This window comes from Allobosea sp. 47.2.35 (assembly GCF_024655635.1).
Lineage (GTDB): Bacteria > Pseudomonadota > Alphaproteobacteria > Rhizobiales > Beijerinckiaceae > Allobosea.
Genome location: NZ_JANLGI010000007.1, coordinates 67,087 through 86,976 on the forward strand (window position 1 = coordinate 67,087; position 19,890 = coordinate 86,976).

Below are 19,890 nucleotides of genomic sequence, written 5' to 3' on the forward strand. Positions count from 1 at the left end.
GCTTTTGCATCGCCTCGACTATGGTGCGGGCACTTTGGAAAACGTGCTCAACCCCCTGATGATCTGTGCCGCCGCCGCCGTTCTGGCGGCGGTGCTCTGCGTGGCTCTGCGTCCGCTTCTCCTGCGCTATGCCTTGGCGCGCCCGAATGCCCGGTCCAGCCACAGGATTCCGACACCGCAGGGCGGCGGCATCGCGGTTCTCGCCGGCGCTTTCATCGCGCTGGGCGCGACGCTCTGGCTTGTGCCGGTCGAAGGCGAAGCGGCCCGTGCCGTGCTGGTACTGGCGCTGGCCGTGACGGCGCTCGGCATCGTCGGCGCCTGGGACGACATCCGGCCGCTGCCGGCGAGCGTCAGGTTGGTGCTGCAGGCGGCCTGCGTCGGCTTCGTGCTGTTCCGCGTCGCGCCGGAATTGCGTCTCTTCCCGGAATTCTTGCCCTTGGCTGTGGAGCGCGGGCTCGCGCTTCTGGCGGGCGTGTGGTTTGTCAACCTCGTCAATTTCATGGACGGGCTCGACTGGATCACCGTCGCCGGCATCGTGCCGTTGACGGCTGTGCTGGCGCTCGCCGGCATGTCCGGTGCGATCGATCCGGTGACGGGCTGGCTCGCTGCCGCGCTCTGCGGCGGCCTGCTCGGCTTCGCGCCCTTCAACCGGCCGGTTGCGCGGCTCTTCCTCGGTGACGTCGGCTCGCTGCCGATCGGCCTCCTGACCGCCTATCTGCTCTATCGGCTCGCCGGCACGGGCGCCTTCGCCGCCGCCCTGATCCTGCCGCTCTACCACATCGCCGACGCGACGATCACGCTGCTGCGCCGCCTCGCGCGTGGCGAGAAGGTCTGGGAGGCGCATCGCTCGCATTTCTACCAGCAGGCGACGACGAACGGCTTCAGCGTGATCGCGGTGGTCGGCCGCGTCGCCCTGCTCAATCTTGCGCTGGCCGCGATCGCCGGAGTTTCATTGGCTTGGCCGGCACTCCCGGTCCAGTTCGCTTGCCTGGGAATGGCCGCCCTACTGACCGGCCTGCTGCTGCGCCGCTTTGCGACCGGCCCGCACCATGGCTGAGGAACGCATCCTCGTCACCGGTGCCAGCGGCTTCGTCGGACCGCATGTCGTCGCGGCGCTGATTCGGGCGGGCTATCGTCCGCGCCTCGCCCTGCGCAGTCCTCAACCTGTCCCTGCTGGCGCGGAGGCGGTTGTGACCGGCGATCTGTCGATGCCGGTCGACTGGCGCGCCGCGCTGGAGGGCATCGACCATGTCGTGCACATGGCTGGCCTCGCCCATGCCGGGCCGGGGCTCGACGAGGTGCTCTATCGCCGTATCAACACCGAGGCGACGCTGGAACTCGCCCGTGCCGCCGAAAAGGCCGGGGTGCAGCGGTTCGTCTATCTCTCCTCGATCAAGGCGTTGACCGACGCCTTCGACGGCCCGCCCCTGCGCGAGGATATGGAGCCCGCGCCCGGCGACGCCTATGGCCGCTCGAAGCTGGCGGCGGAACAGGGCCTTGCCGCCCGCGATCTCGACTGGGTCGCGCTCCGCCCGGTCCTGATCTATGGGCCGGGCGTGAAGGCCAATATGGCGGCTTTGCTCAAGCTGGCACGCTTGCCAGTGACGCTGCCTCTGGGTGGGTTGAACGCGCCGCGCTCGCTGCTCGCGATCGAGAATCTCGCCGGCGCCATCCTGTTCGCGCTGACCCCGGCCTGCCCGGGCCGGCAGAGCTACGCATTGTCCGACCCGGAGCCGATCAGCGTCGCCGACATGCTCGCGGCGATGCGCTCGGGGCTGGGTCGCAGTCCCGGCCTGTTGCCCGTCCCCGAGGGCTGGCTGCACCGGCTGGCGCGCCTCGCCGGCCGCGAGGAGACATTCCTCAAGCTGGCAGGAAGCCTCGTCGCCCGGCCGGAGCGCCTGCTCAGTGCTGGCTGGCGGCCGCAGGCTGAGACGAAGACGGCGCTGGCGCAGCTGGCTGCCGCGAGTCGCGCCGGCTGAAATCCGGGATCGCCTCGTCGAGCACGGCATTGGCCGCACCTTGGTCATTGGCCTTCACGGCGGCCTGGAGCTGCGTCAGCCAGATTTCGATCCGATCACGCCCGGCGAAGATCGGCTTGGCCGCCATGACGCCGTCGAGCCCGGTTTCCGCCATTGGCTCGTCGCGCGCGAACAGGATCTCATTCAGCCGCTCGCCCGGCCGGACACCGGAGACGATGATCTCGATATCCTCGCCCGGCTCGAAGCCGGCGAGACGGATCATCCGCTCGGCCAGGTCCATGATCCGCATCGGCTGGCCCATCTTGAGCACATAGACGGCGGCGCGCTCCGCCTCCCCATCGCTCGCGCGAGCATGGGAGGCGGCGGTCAGCACGAGATCGCAGGCCTCGCGGATCGTCATGAAATAGCGGATCATCTCCGGGCTGGTCACCGTGACCGGGCCGCCACGGGCGATCTGCGCCTTGAACTTCGGCACCACCGAGCCGGCCGAGCCCAGCACGTTGCCGAAGCGGACCGCGACGAGGCGGATGCCGGAATCGGCGGCGACGAGCTCGGCATCGCGCGACTGCGCATAGATCTCGGCGAAGCGCTTGGTCGCGCCCAGCATCGAGACGGGCTCGATCGCCTTGTCGGTCGAGATCATCACGAAGGTGTGGGCACCGGCCGCGACGGCGGCGTCGATGACGTTCACCGAGCCGAAGATATTGGTCTTGATGCCCTCGCTCCAGTCGGCTTCGAGATAGGGCACATGTTTCAGCGCCGCCGCATGGACGACGATGTCGGGTTTGAAGCCGGCGAAGAGCGGCATGATCCGCTCGCGGTCGCGCACATCGGCCAGCACGCCGGAGACCGCGGTCTCCGGCGCTTGAACCGAGAGCTGCTCGCTGATCTGGAACAGGGCCGGTTCTGAACTCTCGACGACGAGCAGCTCGGCCGCGCCGAAGGCGGCGCAGCGCAGGCAGATCTCGGAGCCGATCGAGCCGCCGCCGCCGGTGACGATGACGCGCTTGCCCTTCAGGAAGGAGCCGAGCCGCTCGCGATCGATCGCGACGGTCGAGCGCACCAGCAGGTCCTCGATTTCGAGCGGCGCGACTTCCGTGTCGCGCACGCCCTCGCCCAGGCTGTCGATGCGCGAGATCGGCAGGGCGAGCTTGCGCGTGCGGGCCAGCCATTTCTCGGGTTGCGCCTCAGGCAGCAGCGCGGAAGGCGTGGCGACGATGCGGCGGAAGGCTTCGCCGCGCTCGATCGCCTCGCCGGCGATCCGCTCGATATCCCCGAGCAGTCCGAGTACAGGCACGCCGCGGATCGACTGGCCGAGATCGTCAGCGCGCGGCGACAGGATGCCGGCGGGCCGCAGGCGCCGCATCGTGCCGGCTTCCATGGCGCGGATCACCATTTCGATTTCGACGCCGCGCCCGAGCAGCAGCGCCGGCAGGTTCGCTTCGCGGACCGCGCTGGTGCGCGAGCGCGCATATTTGAAGTAGCGATAGGCCAGCCGCGGCCCGCCGAGCAGGGCGATCTGCACCAGCCAGTAGAGCGCGATCGAGATCTTGCCGAAATAGAAGGCGCCGTAGAAATTCGGCGCGACCAGCACGTAATCGACCGCGAGCAGCGACACCGTCAGGACGGACACCGCCTTGACGATATTCGAGAGGTCCGGCAGCGAGGCGAAGCGCCATTTCGAGCGGTAGAGCGAGAACAGCCAGTAAACCAGCCCGGCATAGGCCACGAAGAAGGGCAGGAAGCGTGGCAGGTAGCGCAGGTGCTCGACGAGCTGCGCCCCTTCGAAGCGAACGACGAAGACGAGCCAGATCGCCAGCGCCGTGACCGCGAGGTCATGCAGGACGACGGCGAGCTTCTTGAGATTCTGTTTGGGCAGGAAGGCCATGTCCGGGCGGTATCCCGCTCCCTCGGCGGCTTGTCAACGCGTTGGAGCATCGGCCCGAAAGGTGGAACGCGGTTTTCGGGAAAGCCGATGCCAAATCAAAAATCTGGAGGATCGCTCACTGGGCCTGGGGCCTGGCTTCCAGCGCGCTGAGGACGAAAGCGATCATCTCGTCCGGCGTCGGGCCGGGAATGCACTCGCATTGCGTGATCAGCAGCGGGTGCATGAAGCGGATCATCGCCGTGCGGATGCAGCCGGTGGCATGGGCCGGCTCCATCGCGCGGAACTCGCCACGCGCGATGCCGTCGGCGACGACGCGGCGCAGCACGATGTCGAAGCGCTCGATATGGGCGATGATCGCGTCCCAGCTTTCTTCCATCGCCGCGCAGACCATTTCCTGCATCCGCGCGTGGCCGGCGAACCGGGCGGCGTTCAGGCGATAGCAGGTGGCGAGGATGTCGCGCAGCCGCTCGGCAGCGGGCCGATCCTCGTCGGCGATCACGGCGATCGCCTCTTCCTGCTCGCGCTTGTAGCGCTCGAGCACGGCCTCGTTGATCGACTTCTTCGAATCGAAGAAGCGATAGACGTTGGCGGGGCTCATCCGCAGGGATTTGGCGATGTCCGCCACGGTCGTCTTCTGGTACCCGATGTCGCGGAAGAAGCGCTCGGCGGTGTCGACGATGATCTGCCTGGTATCGCGTTCGGGGTTACTCACGGCGTCGCCGGCTGGGTTGTTTCAAACGAAAGCGGTGAAGAATTGATCGTTATGACGAATTTCGTCATTCGTCAACATAATGGCGAATAAAGACTTTTGCCTTGATGTGCATCAATCTCTGGGTGGGACTCTGCTGAAGGAACAGATCAGGGCGCTCGATGTTCCCGACCGGCTCAGGCCGCGGAATTGCGGTTCTTCGCGAGATTGAACAGGGTTTCCGTATCGAAATGATCATTCAAATGCATGGCGAGCCGATCCAGGGTTGCCTCGACCGCATCGTCATAATGCAGGCCTGACGGCTTTCGGTGCTGGTCACCGATCGCGGCGAGCCAGGACCCGCGCACCGCGTCCGAAGCAAAGATGCCATGCAGATAGCTGCCGGCGACCCGTCCGTCCGGGCTTGCTGCACCTTCCAGCCGGCCCTCGACGCGGAACGGCGCGCGGGTCGTATCGGCGCCTTCCGTCCGGCCGAGATGGATTTCATAGGCCCGGCCTTGGGCCGTGCTGCGGGCATCGATGAAATCGACTTCGCGAACGGTCTTGTCGGCGTCGAGCGTGGTCTCGACATCGAGCAGGCCGAGACCCGGCGCCTCTCCGGGCGGGCCTTCCAGTCCGAGCGGATCGCGCACCACCCGCCCGAGCATCTGGTAACCGCCGCAGAGCCCGAGCACGCGCCCGCCCCTGCGGCGATGGGCAAGGATATCGATGTCCCAGCCTTCCCGCCGTAGCGCCGCGAGATCGCGCAGCGTCGTCTTGGAGCCGGGCAGGATGACGAGGTCGGCATCGCCCGGCAGCGCCTGCCCCGGCCCGATCATGGCGAGGTCGACATCCGCCTCGAGCTTGAGGGGATCGAGATCGTCGAAATTGGCGATGCCTGGCAGCACCGGGACGGCAACCCTGATGCGGGCACCCGCTTTCCGCCCCGAGCGGATATCGAGCCCGTCCTCCGCCGGCAGCCGGGCGGCATCGGCAAACCAGGGCACGACGCCGAGGCAGGGCCATCCGGTCGCCTCCGCGATCGTCGCGACGCCGGGCGCGAACAGTTCGACATGGCCCCGGAAGCGGTTGATCGCGAAGGCGCGGATCATCGCCCTGTCTTCCGCATCGAGCACCGCGTGGCTGCCGACCAGGCTCGCGATCACGCCGCCGCGGTCGATATCGCCGATCAGCACGGCCGGAACATTCGCCGCCCGCGCGAAGCCGAGATTGGCGATGTCGCGGGCGCGCAGGTTGGTCTCGGCCGGCGATCCCGCGCCCTCGACGATGACGAGATCGGCGCTCTCGCCCAGGCGCGTGAAGCTGTCGAGAACCTGCGGCATAAAATCTCCACGCCGGGCGAAGTCGCGCGAGGCGAGGCGACCGACGACGCGGCCCTGCAGGATGATCTGGCTACCCTGCTCGCCCTCGGGCTTGAGCAGCACCGGGTTCATGTCGGGATGCGGTTCGACGCGGGCGGCGCGGGCCTGAAGCGCCTGTGCCCGGCCGATCTCGCCAGCCTCGGTCGCCGCGGCATTGTTCGACATGTTCTGCGGCTTGAACGGGCGCACCTTCAGGCCGCGATTCGCGAAGAGCCGGCACAGGCCCGCGACGATCAGCGACTTCCCGACATTGGAGCCGGTGCCGAGGATCATGATCGCGGGGACGGGGGAGCGGGCCATGCGCCTGCTTAGCGCGGTTTCCACGGGCACGGAAACCGGCCGCGGCAATCTTCAGGCAAGGGCGCTGGTAGAGTTTGGCGCGGAGTTCGCGCGCCGGGAGATGGCTTGCACCATCCTGACAAGGTTCGCCGGCCTTCTGCGGCATCCTGCTGCGCCAAAGGGGCGAAGTCGCAACAGGCGTCCGCCGAAGGCCGGCTGAACTGAATAAACACTGAACGCTGACGAATGTCAACATTCATCATTCGCTATTTTCTATCCCTCAGACAGATCGCTTTTCCATCGGGTGCGCCGGCCGGTCCGGCATGCTAAAGCCACGGCTCCCGCCTTTGCCGAGCCGATCCGACCGCGATGAATCCGATCCTCTCCGCCCTCCCCACCACCGTCTTCGAGGTGATGTCGCAGCTCGCCCGCGAGACCGGTGCGGTCAACCTTGGGCAGGGCTTTCCGGATGATCCCGGCCCGCTCGACGTTCGCCGGAAGGCGGCGGAGGCGGTGGTCGATGGCTGGAACCAGTATCCGCCGATGATGGGCCTGCCCGAGCTGCGCGAGGCCGCGGCCAAGCACTACAAGCATTGGCAGGGGCTCGATCTCGACCCGACGACAGAGATAATGGTGACCTCGGGCGCGACCGAGGCGATCGCGGGCGCATTGATGGCGCTGATCACGCCGGGCGACGAGGTCGTGCTGTTCGAGCCGATGTACGACGCCTACTTGCCGCTGGTGCGGCGCGCCGGCGGCATCCCGAAATTCGTGACGCTGACCCCGCCGCATTTCGGCCTGACCGAGGACGCGCTGGCCAAGGCTTTCTCGCCAAAGACGAAGGTCGTGCTGTTCAACAACCCGCTGAACCCGACGGCGACGATCTTCGGCAAGGCCGATCTCGACCTGCTTGCCGATTTCTGCGTCCGCCACGACGCGATCGCGATCTGCGACGAGGTCTGGGAGCATGTCGTCTTCGACGGGCACCGCCATGCCTCGGTGCTCGGGCGGCCCGACATGCGCGAGCGCACCGTCAAGATTTCCTCGGCCGGCAAGATCTTCTCGCTGACCGGCTGGAAGGTCGGGCTCGTCATGGCGGCGCCGGCGATCATGCGCGTGCTGTCCAAGGCGCACCAGTTCCTCACCTTCACGACGCCGCCGAACCTGCAGGCCGCGGTGGCCTATGGTCTCGGCAAGGATGACGGCTACTACGAGGGCATGCGCGCCGATTTCCAGCGCTCGCGTGATCGCTTCGCGGCTGGATTGCGCGATCTCGGCTTCGCGGTGCTGCCGAGCGCCGGCACCTATTTCCTCAATGTCGACATCGCCCCGCTCGGCGAGAGCGACGATGTCGATTTCTGCCGCAGGCTGGTGACCGAGAACGGCGTCGCCGCGATTCCCGTCAGCGCCTTCTATGCCGAAGGGGCGGTCAGAAACGTCGTCCGCTTCTGCTTCGCCAAGCGCGATGCGACGCTGGATGCGGCCTTGGAACGGCTGGCGGCACGCCGCCCGCGCTGAGGTCTTCAGCCGGCGATCAGCTTGGCGGCTGTCGTGCCGGCGGCTCCGAGCCGCTTCTGCAGGTCGGTGGCGACAGCGCCGCCATTCGGCGCCTGCTTGGCGGATTCGGTTGCCGCCATCAATTGGGCGAGCGCCTGTTGCGCCAGCGTCTTGTCCTTGTTGCGGCGGGCGAGCTGGAGCATGGCTTCGGCCTGGCTGGCTGAAGTCTGCGCCCAGAGCAGCGGTGCGCGCTCCCGCCGATACTCCTCAAGCGCCGCGCCAAACGCGGCGATCGCCTCCTCGATCACGACCGGCTCGCTGTAGCGCTCGCCCATGGCGGCAAGGACGCCGCCCATCTGATCCTGCAATTCGGCCCAGCGCAGGGGATCGCGGCTGCGATCGGTCGCCTGCGAGACGCGGTTGAGCCCGTTGAAGGCGCGCTCCAGCAGGGATAGGTCGCTGCGGCGCCGGCCGAGCGTGGCGCGGGCGCGGGAGATCATGTGCTCGGCTTCGAGCCAGCGGGCCTCGTCGTCGCTGCGCTTCCAGACGGCGAGCGCGGTGGCATAGGTCGCGACCGCCTCTTCGAGCAGGTTGTCGTCCTTCTGCGAGACGCCGAGATTGACCGCGAGCCGGCCCAGCCGCAGCTTCAGGGCGCGCCAGAGCGCCGGTGCCTCGTCATGGCGCAGGTCCTCGATGCCGGCTCGGCAATGGACGAGGGCCTCGTCGAGCAGCTTGGCGTCGCCGGTGAGTGCGGCGAGCTTTTCGAGTGCCGAAGCCATGGCTTCCTGGACTCCGGCGAAGGCAATGGTATCGGCGAGGCTGTCTAGGCCTTCGAGCAGCCGGCGCAGGGCGGCGATCGAGCCGTCATAGCCTTCGCGGCCGCCGAAATCCTCGCTGATCCGCGCCAGCACCTTCGCCTGATCGAGCGCTGCCTCCCGGCTGCGGTCGATAGCTGCGAGGCCGATCAGGGCGGAGGCCTCGCCATAGCGGGCAGCCGCTTCGCGATAGCCTTCGGAGGTCGTGCGCAGGAAGCTGAGCGCCGCGCGATCCGCGCGGTTCTCGCCGATCAGCAGCCGGCGTTCGAGCGGAAGGGCGGATAGATCGGTGGAGCCGCCGATGGCATGCAGTTCGGCCTGGGCGAGGCTCTTGTCGGCCTCGGCGAAACGGCCTTCGACGGTGGCAGTGGAGGCTTCGCCGCGCAGGCGCTTGATCTCAGCATCGCCGAGCGGTGTCGCGAGGCGGTTCGACAGCGCGAGAAAATCGCTGGCCTTGCGGTCGAGCAGGCGTTCTCCCGGAAGTGTGGCGCCGGCGCGCCGGAGCCAATCCGCCATCATGGCCGCCATCGCCATCGGCGACAGGCCGCGGCGTCCGGCGACGCTTGCCAGGAGCGGAGCGATCTGGTCGGCTTGGCTGATGGTGGCCTCCCGCTCCGGTCCGGCGTGATCACAGGGATCGCCGCGCACCCATCCGGGCGCGCGGCGATCGAAATGGGCTTACTTCGCGGCGATGACCGCGATCTCGACCGTGAACTGCGGCGCGGCCAGCTTCGCCTCGACCGTGGCGCGGCCCGGCGTGGCCCCGGCGACGACCCACTTGTCCCAGACGGCGTTCATCTCGGCGAAGGTCGACATGTCGGAGAGCCAGATGTTGACCATCAGCAGCTTGGTCTTGTCGGTGCCGGCCTCGGCCAGCAGGCCGTCGATGATGCCGAGGATGTCGGCGGTCTGCTCGCCGACGCTCTTGCCGGCAGCCTTGTCCGCGACCTGGCCGGCCAGATAGACGGTGTTGCCGTGCACGACGGCCTTGGACATGCGCGGGCCGACGCCGATACGCTGAATGCTCATAGTCTGATCTCCTTGAACGGACGCTTCGCTGGTAGCCCGGCCCGGCCGGTTTCGCAAACGATATGCGGATGACCTAAGGGTAGATTCTGCGAGATGGCCCCGGACGAAGCCCGGATGGTCAGGCGAAACTCGCCCAGCCTGCCCAGAGCGCCGCATAGCGCCCGGCCTTGCCGACGAGGACGAGGATCGTGAACCGCCAGAACGGGTAGTTCAGCGTCCCCGCCGCGAAGGTCAGGGGATCGCCGACGAGCGGCAGCCAGGCCAGCAGCAGGGAGGGCCAGCCAAATCGGGCGAACAGACCTTGCGCCTGAACGAAACGCTGGGGATCAGGCCGCAGGCGGGCCGGCAGCTTGTCGATGCCATGACGGGCGATCATCAGGCCGAGCCACCAGTTGAGGATCGAGCCGGCGGTGTTGGCGAGGCTCGCGGTCAGGAAGAGTGCGAGCGGATCGACGCTCTTCGCGGCGAGCAGCCCGACGAAGACCGCTTCCGACTGCGCCGGCAGCAGGGTCGCGGCGACGAAGGCCGCGAGCGCCATCGCGCCGAGAGAGGACAGGCCGGTCATCACGCGAGCATGGCCGCCAGCGCCTTGACCGTATTCGCGTTGCGCAGCGTGCCGATGCCGAGCTTCTTGGTCGTCAGATGCGAGAGCAGCCGCGCCTCGCTCGGCTCGCCCGCGAAATCGATCCAGAGATCGCCGTCCCGCAGCGCGAGTCCCATGCCGGGCGCAGCAATCGTCTCCAGCTTGGCGAGGGTATCCGGGCCGAGAGGCGCACGCATGACGCGGATACCGACTCGGGCGCCGTTGCCATCCGGGAAGGGGTTCTGCGCGGCCAGCCGCAGCCAGGCCGGCGCCGTGCGCAGGATGATGTCGACAGGCTTGCCGAACCGGGCACGGAAACCCGCCTCCAGCCGGCTTTCGACCGCGGCAATCGGTGCATCCTCGCCCTCGAAGATCAGGTTGCCGGTGGCGACCCAGGTCCGTGGATTGGCGAAGCCGAGCTCCGACGCCATCGCCTTGAGATCGGCCATGACCAATCGCTTGCCGGGGCCGAGCAGGATCGAATGCAGCAGGGCGACATAGGTCGTCATCGCGATCCCGGAACCCGCGTTACAGCCGGCGCAGGGCGACCTGCTGGATACGGTGGCTCGCGCCCTTGGTCAGGATCAGGCTGGCGCGCTGGCGCGTCGGCAGGATGTTCTCCTGCAGGTTCGGCAGGTTGATCCCGGTCCAGAGCTTCTCGGCGATGGCGAGCGCCTCTTCCTCGCCGATCTCCGCATATTTGCGGAAGAACGAGCGCGGATCGCGGAAGGCCGTCTGGCGCAGCGTCATGAAGCGATTGACGTACCAGCGATGCAGATCGTTCTCGTCGGCATCGAGATAGACCGAGAAGTCGAAATAATCGGAGACGAAGGGGATGGCCGTGCCATCCCTGGGCATCCGGCCCGGCTGCAGGACATTGAGCCCTTCGAGGATCAGGATGTCCGGCCGCTCGACGGTCACCGTCTCGCCGGGCACGACGTCGTAGACGAGATGCGAGTACACCGGCGCGGTCACCTGCGGCTTGCCGGCCTTGACGTCGGAAAGGAAGCGCAGGATCGCGCTGCCGTCATAGCTCTCGGGAAAGCCCTTGCGCCCCATCAGGCCGCGCCGCTCCAGCTCGGCATTGGGCAGCAGGAAGCCGTCGGTGGTGACGAGCTCGACCTTCGGCGTGTTCGGCCAGCGCGAGAGCAGGGCCTTCAGTACGCGCGCCGTGGTCGACTTGCCGACCGCGACCGAGCCGGCGACCCCGATGACATAGGGCACCTTGGGTTCGGATTCAGCCAGCAGGAAGCGCTGCGTCGCCTTGAACAGCCCCTGCGTCGCCGCGACATAGAGCGACAGCAGGCGCGACAGCGGCAGGTAGATCGCGACGATCTCGTCGAGCGAGATCGGATCGTTGAGCGATTGCAGCTTGGCGAGGTCGTCGACCGAGAGCGTCAGCGGCGCATCGGCGCGCAGATGCGCCCATTCATCCCGCGAGAAGGCGCGATAGGGCGAGACCAGGTCGCGTTCCGGGGGAGTGGTGATCAGGCGCTGGTCCATGACGCGACCCGCAATCCAGGCTTCGAGATTCAAGGGAGGGTCATCCTGCCGGGTCCATCCTCACGCAACTGAACCGGCTGGCTACCGGGGTCTGGCCGCCTTTTCCGCCAGTCCGGAGCGGGCCGTGCGGGCCTCAAGCTGGCTCAAGACGTCCTGCAATGCAACATCGCGCGCCCGAAGCACAACCAAAAGATGATAGAGCACATCGGCGCTCTCGGCGATCAGCTCGGCCCGGTCGCCCTTGACGGCGGCGATGACGGCCTCGACCGCCTCCTCGCCGAACTTCTTGGCGGCCCGTTCCGGTCCGGCGGCGAGGAGCTTCGCCGTCCAGGATTCCTCGGGCGACGCGGCGGCGCGCTCGGCGACACGGGCTTCGAGATCGGAGAGAGTGAAGCCCGCCATCTCAATCCAGCCTCATCCTGAGTCCGGCTTCCGCCATATGCGCCTTGGCCTGGCCGATCGTGTAGGTGCCGAAATGGAAGATCGAGGCGGCGAGCACAGCCGAGGCATGGCCTTGCGCGACGCCGGCGACGAGATCGTCGAGGTCGCCGACGCCGCCCGAGGCGATGACCGGAACGGAGACCGCGTCCGCGATCGCCCGCGTCAGGCCGAGATCATAGCCGACTTTGGTGCCGTCGCGGTCCATCGAGGTGACCAGCAACTCGCCGGCGCCGAGCGAGACGACCTCGCGCGCGAAGGCGACGGCCTCGATGCCGGTGGCGTTGCGCCCGCCATGGGTGAAGATCTCCCAGCGGCCGGGCGTGACCTGCTTGGCGTCGATCGCGACGGTGATGCACTGCGCGCCGAACTTCTCTGCCGCTTCCTTGACGAACTGGCGGTTGGTCACGGCGGCCGTGTTGATCGAGACCTTGTCGGCGCCGGCAAGCAGCAGCGCCCGGATATCCTCGACCTTGCGCACGCCGCCGCCGACGGTGAGCGGCATGAAGCAGGCTTCGGCCGTGCGTGTGATCACGTCGAACAGGATGCCGCGATCCTCATGGCTCGCGGTGATGTCGAGGAAGCAGAGCTCGTCGGCGCCGGCCGCGTCATAGGCCTTGGCGGCCTCGACCGGGTCGCCGGCATCGACGAGGTCGACGAATTTCACGCCCTTGACGACGCGGCCGTCCTTGACATCGAGGCAGGGGATGATGCGGGTCTTGAGCGTCATGCCGCCGCTCCCGTGCCGGCTGCGGCCAGCCGCTTCAGCGCCGCCGCCGGATCGATCCGCCCGTCATAGAGCGCGCGGCCCGTGATCGCGCCTTCGAGGATCGCAGCCTCGGGCGCGCAGAGCCGCTCGATATCGGCCATCGAGGCAAGGCCGCCCGAGGCGATCACCGGGATCGACACGGCCTGCGCCAGCGCGATCGTGCCCTCCCAGTTGATACCCTCCAGCATGCCGTCGCGGGCGATGTCGGTGTAGATGATCGCCGCAACGCCGGCATCCTCGAAGCGCTTGCCGAGATCGGCCGCTGCCAGCGAGGAGGTTTCAGCCCAGCCCTCGACCGCGACGAACCCGTCGCGCGCGTCGATGCCGACCGCGACCTGTCCCGGAAAGGCCTTCGCCGCCTCGCGCACGAAGCCGGGATCGCGCACCGCAGCCGTGCCGATGATGACACGCCGAATGCCCTTTTCGAGCCAGCCGGCGACCGTCTTCATGTCGCGGATGCCGCCGCCGAGCTGCACCGGGAACGCGACGCGCTTCAGGATCGCCTCGACCGCGGCCGCGTTCATCGGCTTGCCGGCGAAGGCGCCGTCGAGATCGACGACATGCAGCCACTGGAAGCCCTGGGCCTCGAAATCGGCGGCCTGCGCGGCCGGGTCGTCATTGAAGATCGTGGCCTGCGCCATGTCTCCCTGCTTCAGCCGGACGCAGCGGCCTTCCTTCAGGTCGATCGCGGGAAAGAGGATCATGGTGCCCAGCTCAGGAAATTCGTGATGAGCTTCAGCCCCAGCTTCTGGCTCTTCTCGGGGTGGAATTGCGTGCCGGCGACATTGCCATGCGCGACCATCGCGGTCACCGGTCCGCCATGCTCGGTGAGCGCCAGCACGTCCTGCGGCCGCGACGCCGCCAGCGCATAGGAATGCACGAAATAGGCGTGCAAGCCCTGCGGGCCGGTCTCGATGCCGTCCAGCAGCGGATGTTCATCCTGCTTGTGCAGGGTGTTCCAGCCCATATGCGGGATCTTGAGGGCGTCGTCTTTCGGCTGGATCAGCGTGACATCGCCGGGAATCCAGCCGAGGCCCTGTGTCACCGTATATTCCAGCCCGCGCGAGGCGAGGAGCTGCATGCCGACGCAGATGCCGAGGAAGGGTCGGCCCTTGCCCCGCACGACCTCCTCCAGCGTCTCGACCATGCCGGGCACGGCATCGAGCCCGCGCCGGCAATCGGCGAAGGCGCCGACACCCGGCAGCACGATGCGATCGGCCGCGCGCACGACATGGGTGTCGCTGGTGACATGGATGGTCGACGGGATGCCGGCCTCGGCCGCCGCACGCTCGAAGGCTTTCGCGGCCGAATGCAGGTTGCCCGAGCCGTAATCGATGATCGCGACGGACTGGCTCATCGTCCCTGGGCCTCCGGAAACAGCCCGATGATCGGCAGCGGGCCGCTTGGGCGAGCTGCGGGCGCGGCCGGCGCCGTCTCGACGCGCGGCAGCGCCGCTTCGCCAGCGAGCGCCCGCTCGAAATAGCGGCGCTCGGCTTCCGCCAGGTTGCGGGCTTCGACGACATCGGACGCGCGCCAGCCCTTGCGGGCCAGCTTGCTGGCAACGAGGTTGTTGCCCTCGACGCCGAGGAACAGCGCGATCAACCAGTGAATCAGCCCGAGCGCCGTCGCATGCAGCCCGAAGCGGCTGTTCAGATAGATCACGACGGCCCAGACCAGCACGACGAGCAGCGTCGCCAGCCAGAGCCGCTTGCCCAGCAGCCAGAGGCCCGGGATCAGGAAAGCGCCCCAGGCGAAGCTTTCGGGGATCAGCCGCGCCTGCTCGATCTCCTCGCGCCGGTCGCCTTCCGGCGGCGGCGTCATCACGGTGTAGAACGCCATCGAGACCTCCTACAGGGCGCCCTTGGTCGAGGGGATGCGGTCGCCCTCGCGCGGATCGACGTCCAGCGCCTGCCGTAGCGCCCGCGCCAGCCCCTTGAAGCAGCTTTCGGCGATGTGGTGGGCGTTGTCGCCGTAGAGCGTCTCGACATGCAGCGTGATGCCGGCATTGATCGCGAAGGCCTGGAAGAACTCGCGCACCAGCTCGGTGTCGAAGGTGCCGATCTTCTGTGCCGTGAACGCGGTGCGGAAGACCAGGAACGGCCGGCCGGAGACGTCGACGGCGACGCGCGTCAGCGTCTCGTCCATGGGCAGGTGGACGTCGGCATAGCGGCGGATGCCCTTCTTGGTGCCGAGCGCCTGCTTCAGCGCCTCGCCCATGGCGATGCCGGCATCCTCGACCGAATGGTGGTCGTCGATATGGGTGTCGCCCTTCACCTTGACCGTGAGATCGATCAGCGAATGGCGGGCGAAGAGGTCGAGCATATGGTCGAAGAAGCCGACGCCGGTGGCGATATCGGCCTTGCCGGTGCCGTCGATCAGGAGCGAGACCGCGATATCGGTCTCGTTGGTGCGGCGCTTCACTTCGCCCGAACGCATGCTGGCCTCTCAAGCCTTTAGCGGGAAACGGCCCCGCTTTAGCAGGGGCGGGCGGCGATGGCCACTGGCCGATGGCAAAGGGCGCGGGGAACCCCTCTCCTGTAAGGAGAGGGGCAGGGGTGAGGTGTAGGCCCCTGGACCGGCCCAGTGAACACCCAACGGCGCGGCGGTCAGGTCGTAGCTACGGTATCCAACGGCCTACCCCTCACCCTGCCCTCTCCCTCCGGGAGAGGGTTCCCCGCGCTATCCGAGTCTACTTCCGTAGCAACCTCAAACCTTCGCCAGCGCCTGCTCCAGATCGGCGATCAGGTCGTCATGGTGCTCGAGACCGATCGAGAGGCGGACGAGTCCGTCGCTGACGCCCATCGCGGCGCGCACCTCCGGCGTGAAGCGCTGATGCGTCGTCGTCGCGGGATGGACGATCAGGCTCTTGGCGTCGCCGAGATTGTTGGAGATCCGGATCAGCTTGCAGGCGTCGAGCAGGCGATAGGCGCCGTCCTTGCCGCCGGGAACCTCGAAGGCGATCATGGTCGAGGGGCCGCTCATCTGGCGCTTGATGATCTCGGCCTGCGGATGGTTCTTGTGGCCGGGGAAGATCACCTTGGTCGGCTTGCTCTGCGCCGCCAGCCAGTCGGCCACGGCCGTCGCGTTCTGCGCCTGCTTGGCGACGCGTAGCGGCAGCGTCTCCAGCGCCTTCAGCATCACCCAGGCGTTGAAGGGCGACAGGATCGGCCCGGTCTGACGCAGGTAGTTCTGGATATCGGCCTCGATCAGCTCCTTCGAGCCGAGGATCAGTCCGCCCAGGCAGCGGCCCTGGCCGTCGATATGCTTGGTCGCGGAATAGACGACGATGTCGGCGCCGAGCTCGAGCGGGCGCTGGTAGAGCGGCGTGGCGAAGACATTGTCGACGACGAGCTTGGCGCCGGCTTCCTTGGCGATCTCCGCGATGGCGGCGATGTCGAGCACTTCGAGCGTCGGGTTCGACGGCGATTCCAGGAAGAACAGCTTGGTGTTGGGGCGAACCGCCTTGCGCCAGGCGTCGAGATCGGTGCCCTCGACCAGCGTCGTCTCGACGCCGTAGCGCGGCAGATGGTCCTCGATGATGTAGCGACAGGAACCGAACAGCGCGCTCGCCGCGACGACATGGTCGCCGGCGCGCACCGGCGCCATCATCGCCGCTGTGACCGCCGCCATGCCGGTCGCGGTGGCGCGACAGGTCTCGGCGCCCTCGAACGAGGCCATGCGGGCCTCCAGCATCGCCGTCGTCGGGTTGCCAAGCCGGCCGTACTGGAAGCCGGGATCGGTGTTCAGGAAGCGGCCTTCGGCCTGCGCCGCGTTGTCGTAGACATGGCCCTGCGTCAGGTAGAGCGCCTCGGAGGTCTCGCCGAACTGCGAACGCTGGATGCCGTCATGGACGAGGCGGGTCTCGGGGTGCAGCTTGGCTGCGGCTTTGTCCGGTGACGGCATGGAACTCTCGATCCGTTCTTTATAACGGACAGGAGCAGTATCAGCTCCCAAGGAGTTCGTAAAGAAGAACGGAATTTCCTTTTTTAGGGAACCTCGGCGGGAGGAAACGCCTCCCGCTCAGCCTTGCTGTTCGTTCGAGCGCCCAAGCGGTTTGAGGAAGCCGGTGAGGTCCGCCGTGACATGATGGACATGACCCGCCTCGATCGCGACCTGTTCCCAGGCTTCGCGGAAGGGGTCGGGCGTCTGCGGCACGATCAGCACGGTCTTCATGCCCAGGTCGCTCGGCACGATCAGGTTCTTCTCGATATCCTCGAACATCGCGGCGCGGCCGGGATCAACTGAATGCTTGGCGAGGAAATTCTCGTAGGTCGCGCGCTCGGGCTTCGGCAGGAAGCCGGCATGGACGATGTCGAAGATGTCCTCGAACTGGTCGAGGATGCCGAGCTTGCCGGCGACGTTCTTGGCGTGGCCGACCGAGCCGTTGGTCAGGATCAGCTTGCGGCCGGGCAGCGCCGCGAGCGCCGCGCCGAGCTCCGGATTGGGCTCGAGCAGCGTCAGGTCGATGTCATGGGCGAAGTCGAGGAACTGGTCCGGATCGATCCGGTGCTCCTCCATCAGTCCCTTCAGCGTCGTGCCGTAGCGGTGATAGTAATATTGCCGCAGCGCATGCGAGGACAGGCCGTCCAGCCCGAACAATTCCTGCAGGAACAGCGTGATGCGCTCGTTGACCTGCGGCCAGACGCGGCTCTCATGCGAGTAGAGCGTGTTGTCGAGATCGAAGATCCAGTGGTCGACATGCGCGAAGCCTTCCGCCGTCAGGGGCGGGGTCGCGGCGGGTGTATCTGCGAGTATTGTCATTGGACTCCGAGATGTGGCGAGCCGGAGTCTGCGCCGCAAGTCCTTGGCGGGGGCTTAATCGCGGCGCTGCTTCACGCCGTCATGGTCGGGCTTGACCCGACCATCTCGGAAACCAGCGCCTACTGGTCATGAGATTCCCGGGTCGGAGCTTCGCTCCGCCCGAGAATGACGGCCGATCAACGTCGGATGATCGTGCCGGCGCCGGTATCGGTGAAGAGCTCGATCAGCGCCGCATGCGGCACCTTGCCGTCGAGGATGACGACGGCTTCCACGCCCTTTTCCAGCGCGTAGATGCAGGTCTCGATCTTCGGGATCATGCCGCCGGAGATCGTGCCATCCGCGATCAGGTGGCGACATTCCTCGATCGTCAGCTCGGAGATGAGCTGCTTGTCCTTGTTCAGGACGCCCGGCACGTCGGTGAGCAGCAGCAGGCGCTTGGCGTTGAGCGCGCCAGCGATGGCGCCGGCGAAGGTGTCGGCATTGACATTGTAGGTCTGGCCGTCGGCGGCGGCGCAGACCGGCGCCAGGACCGGGATCAGCTCGGCCTTCAGCACCGCGTCGAGCACGGTCGTGTTGACCTTCTCGGGCTCGCCGACGAAGCCGAGATCGAGCACTTCCTCGATCTTGGAATCAGGATCGACGATGGTCCGCGTCACCTTGCGGGCGGTGACCATGTTGCCGTCCTTGCCGCAGAGCCCGATGGCGCGGCCGCCCTCGCGGGTGATGTAGCCGACGATCTCCTTGTTGACCGAACCGGCCAGAACCATCTCGACGACCTCGACGGTCGCCTCGTCGGTGACGCGCAGGCCCTGCTTGAACTCGGACTGGATGCCGAGCTTCTTCAGCATCGCCGCGATCTGCGGGCCGCCGCCATGGCAGACCACCGGCTTCAGGCCGGACTGCTCGAGCAGCACGATATCCTCGGCGAAATCCTCGGCGGTGGCCGCGTCGCCCATGGCGTTGCCGCCATACTTGATGACGATGATCTCCTGGTCGTAGCGCTGCATATGCGGCAGCGCCTGGACCAGCAGCTCGGCGGATTGCGACGGCGTCAGATGGGGATGGTCGGTCATTCGGGCAGGCTCCGCGCGGCCGCAAGGACAGATGCGGGGCGCTTCTAGCCGAACTTACGCGGCGGTGGAAGAACGCCGCGCGCCGCTCAGCTGCGCTTCGCGGTCACGGCGGCGACGGCCAGACCGAGCCAGCCGCCGAGCATGAACCAGCCGCCGATCGGCGCGGCGCGCGGAAACAGCCCCTCATTGGCGAAGCCGCGCCGGGCGAGGTCGGCCGCGAACAGCGTTGCGCCGAGGATGATCGCCGAGAGCGCGACCCGCGCCAGCAGATCCTGGAGATGCCCGCCCCGGCGCGCCGCAGTGGCGCCGATGATCACCGAGGCATGGAACAGCAGCATCTGCCCGGCTGTCTGGACATTGGCCGTGCCGGTGATGTGGGCGGCCGCCGCCAGCAAGGCGACGCCGGCGAAGCCCATCAGGGCGGCGAGGGCAAGATGCAGGCGCGTCGCCGTCATCGGGCTTCAGCCGTGCTCGGCCAGCACGCGGCCGATCGCGGCGCGGAATTCCGGCAAGCCGGCGCCCGTCTCGCTAGAGGTCAGCAGCACCTCCGGGAAAGCCGCCGGGCGGCGCTTGATCTCGTCATAGGTCGCCTCGGTCATGAAGGTCTGGTCGGCCTTCTTCAGCGCGTCGCCCTTGGTCAGCACGACCTGATAGGACACGGCGGCCTTGTCGAGCGTCTCCAGCACGGCGCCGTCGACATCCTTGATGCCATGGCGGGCATCGATCAGCACATAGACGCGCATCAGGTTCGAGCGGCCACGCAGGTAATCGTGGATCAGCCGGGTCCAGGCCGCGACCTTCTCCTTGCCGACGGCGGCATAGCCGTAGCCCGGCATGTCGACGATGGTCGGCGCATGGGGCGAATAAACCGGAACCGGCTTTTCGCGCGAGCGCTTGCTGCCTTGAGATACTGCCCCGGTGGGCTCCTCGTGCGCGACCTGCCGGAAGAAATTGAGCTGCTGCGTCCGGCCGGGCGTATGCGAGGTCCGCGCCAGCGCGTTGCGCCGCGTCAGCGCGTTGATCAGGCTCGACTTGCCGACATTGGAGCGACCGGCGAAGGCGATCTCCTGGCCGATCATCGGTGGCAGGTCGTCGATCTTGGTCGAGGCCCAGACGAAATCCCACGGGCCCTCGAAGAGCTTGCGGGCGGCCTCGATCTCCTCGGCGTCATAGGGCTTGGTCGTCGATGTGGTCATGGGCTCCTGC

At 67.4% G+C, this 19,890-nt stretch carries 22 protein-coding genes; 3 read left to right on the forward strand and 19 right to left on the reverse strand.

Features of this window, described 5'->3' with window-relative positions:
* Positions 1-58 precede the first annotated feature (58 nt).
* Positions 59-1,057, forward strand: a complete 999-nt coding sequence (locus NUV79_RS10925) for an MraY family glycosyltransferase (protein ID WP_257733272.1) — start codon at positions 59-61, stop codon at positions 1,055-1,057.
* Entirely contained in the window at positions 1,050-1,979 is a 930-nt protein-coding gene (locus NUV79_RS10930; RefSeq protein ID WP_257733113.1) for an NAD-dependent epimerase/dehydratase family protein, read from the forward strand. Before NUV79_RS10925 ends, NUV79_RS10930 begins: the two co-directional genes overlap by 8 nt.
* Here the strand turns inward: NUV79_RS10930 and NUV79_RS10935 are convergent.
* The 3 genes from NUV79_RS10935 to NUV79_RS10945 form a co-directional block, all read right to left on the reverse strand.
* A complete protein-coding gene (locus tag NUV79_RS10935; RefSeq protein WP_257733273.1) occupies positions 1,903-3,858 on the reverse strand; it encodes a nucleoside-diphosphate sugar epimerase/dehydratase in 1,956 nt (651 codons plus the stop codon). The genes NUV79_RS10930 and NUV79_RS10935 overlap by 77 nt on opposite strands.
* A 124-nt stretch (positions 3,859-3,982) precedes the next feature.
* Entirely contained in the window at positions 3,983-4,579 is a 597-nt protein-coding gene (locus NUV79_RS10940) for a TetR/AcrR family transcriptional regulator (RefSeq protein WP_257733114.1), read from the reverse strand.
* 173 nt (positions 4,580-4,752) lie between these two features.
* Positions 4,753-6,237 carry a cobyric acid synthase gene (locus NUV79_RS10945; RefSeq protein WP_257733115.1) on the reverse strand — a complete coding sequence of 495 codons (1,485 nt, stop codon included), beginning with the start codon at positions 6,235-6,237 and terminating at the stop codon, positions 4,753-4,755.
* A gap of 348 nt (positions 6,238-6,585) precedes the next feature.
* Between NUV79_RS10945 and NUV79_RS10950 the strand changes: the two genes are divergently transcribed.
* A complete protein-coding gene (locus NUV79_RS10950; protein WP_257733116.1) occupies positions 6,586-7,734 on the forward strand; it encodes an aminotransferase in 1,149 nt (382 codons plus the stop codon).
* Positions 7,735-7,739: 5 nt separating this feature from the next.
* Here the strand turns inward: NUV79_RS10950 and NUV79_RS10955 are convergent, their stop codons facing one another.
* The 16 genes from NUV79_RS10955 to NUV79_RS11030 all read right to left on the reverse strand — a co-directional run bounded on the left by NUV79_RS10955 (position 7,740) and on the right by NUV79_RS11030 (position 19,880).
* The gene (locus NUV79_RS10955; RefSeq protein WP_257733117.1) at positions 7,740-9,047 is read right to left on the reverse strand and encodes a hypothetical protein; all 1,308 of its coding nucleotides are present in this window, start codon (positions 9,045-9,047) and stop codon (positions 7,740-7,742) included.
* Positions 9,048-9,206: 159 nt separating this feature from the next.
* Positions 9,207-9,557, reverse strand: a complete 351-nt coding sequence (locus NUV79_RS10960; protein WP_257733118.1) for a RidA family protein — start codon at positions 9,555-9,557, stop codon at positions 9,207-9,209.
* Between the two features lie 118 nt (positions 9,558-9,675).
* Entirely contained in the window at positions 9,676-10,122 is a 447-nt protein-coding gene (locus NUV79_RS10965) for a YqaA family protein (RefSeq protein ID WP_257733119.1), read from the reverse strand.
* Positions 10,122-10,649 carry a DUF1697 domain-containing protein gene (locus NUV79_RS10970; protein WP_257733120.1) on the reverse strand — a complete coding sequence of 176 codons (528 nt, stop codon included), beginning with the start codon at positions 10,647-10,649 and terminating at the stop codon, positions 10,122-10,124. Before NUV79_RS10970 ends, NUV79_RS10965 begins: the two co-directional genes overlap by 1 nt.
* Before the next feature lie 19 nt (positions 10,650-10,668).
* Positions 10,669-11,643 carry a type I pantothenate kinase gene (coaA, locus tag NUV79_RS10975; RefSeq protein ID WP_257733274.1) on the reverse strand — a complete coding sequence of 325 codons (975 nt, stop codon included), beginning with the start codon at positions 11,641-11,643 and terminating at the stop codon, positions 10,669-10,671.
* Between the two features lie 81 nt (positions 11,644-11,724).
* Positions 11,725-12,045, reverse strand: a complete 321-nt coding sequence (locus tag NUV79_RS10980) for a phosphoribosyl-ATP diphosphatase (protein WP_257733121.1) — start codon at positions 12,043-12,045, stop codon at positions 11,725-11,727.
* Position 12,046: 1 nt separating this feature from the next.
* Positions 12,047-12,811 carry an imidazole glycerol phosphate synthase subunit HisF gene (gene hisF, locus NUV79_RS10985; RefSeq protein ID WP_257733122.1) on the reverse strand — a complete coding sequence of 255 codons (765 nt, stop codon included), beginning with the start codon at positions 12,809-12,811 and terminating at the stop codon, positions 12,047-12,049.
* Positions 12,808-13,554 carry a 1-(5-phosphoribosyl)-5-[(5-phosphoribosylamino)methylideneamino]imidazole-4-carboxamide isomerase gene (gene hisA / locus NUV79_RS10990; RefSeq protein ID WP_374679173.1) on the reverse strand — a complete coding sequence of 249 codons (747 nt, stop codon included), beginning with the start codon at positions 13,552-13,554 and terminating at the stop codon, positions 12,808-12,810. The genes hisF and hisA overlap by 4 nt, the downstream gene beginning before the upstream one ends.
* The gene (gene hisH, locus NUV79_RS10995; protein ID WP_257733123.1) at positions 13,551-14,207 is read right to left on the reverse strand and encodes an imidazole glycerol phosphate synthase subunit HisH; all 657 of its coding nucleotides are present in this window, start codon (positions 14,205-14,207) and stop codon (positions 13,551-13,553) included. The genes hisA and hisH overlap by 4 nt, the downstream gene beginning before the upstream one ends.
* The gene (locus NUV79_RS11000) at positions 14,204-14,689 is read right to left on the reverse strand and encodes a DUF2628 domain-containing protein (protein WP_257733124.1); all 486 of its coding nucleotides are present in this window, start codon (positions 14,687-14,689) and stop codon (positions 14,204-14,206) included. The genes hisH and NUV79_RS11000 overlap by 4 nt, the downstream gene beginning before the upstream one ends.
* A 9-nt stretch (positions 14,690-14,698) precedes the next feature.
* Positions 14,699-15,286 carry an imidazoleglycerol-phosphate dehydratase HisB gene (gene hisB / locus NUV79_RS11005; RefSeq protein WP_257733125.1) on the reverse strand — a complete coding sequence of 196 codons (588 nt, stop codon included), beginning with the start codon at positions 15,284-15,286 and terminating at the stop codon, positions 14,699-14,701.
* A 270-nt stretch (positions 15,287-15,556) separates the two neighbouring features.
* Complete coding sequence (gene metZ / locus NUV79_RS11010; protein WP_257733126.1) at positions 15,557-16,753, reverse strand: O-succinylhomoserine sulfhydrylase; 1,197 nt, start codon at positions 16,751-16,753, stop codon at positions 15,557-15,559.
* Between the two features lie 117 nt (positions 16,754-16,870).
* Positions 16,871-17,611: a pyrimidine 5'-nucleotidase gene (locus NUV79_RS11015; protein WP_257733127.1), complete on the reverse strand. Its 741-nt coding sequence runs from the start codon at positions 17,609-17,611 to the stop codon at positions 16,871-16,873.
* A gap of 176 nt (positions 17,612-17,787) precedes the next feature.
* Positions 17,788-18,684 carry an acetylglutamate kinase gene (gene argB / locus NUV79_RS11020; RefSeq protein WP_257733128.1) on the reverse strand — a complete coding sequence of 299 codons (897 nt, stop codon included), beginning with the start codon at positions 18,682-18,684 and terminating at the stop codon, positions 17,788-17,790.
* 86 nt (positions 18,685-18,770) lie between these two features.
* Positions 18,771-19,139, reverse strand: coding sequence for a DUF423 domain-containing protein (locus tag NUV79_RS11025; protein WP_257733129.1), 369 nt, complete (start codon positions 19,137-19,139; stop codon positions 18,771-18,773).
* 6 nt (positions 19,140-19,145) lie between these two features.
* The gene (locus NUV79_RS11030) at positions 19,146-19,880 is read right to left on the reverse strand and encodes a GTP-binding protein (RefSeq protein WP_257733130.1); all 735 of its coding nucleotides are present in this window, start codon (positions 19,878-19,880) and stop codon (positions 19,146-19,148) included.
* Positions 19,881-19,890: the final 10 nt, after the last annotated feature.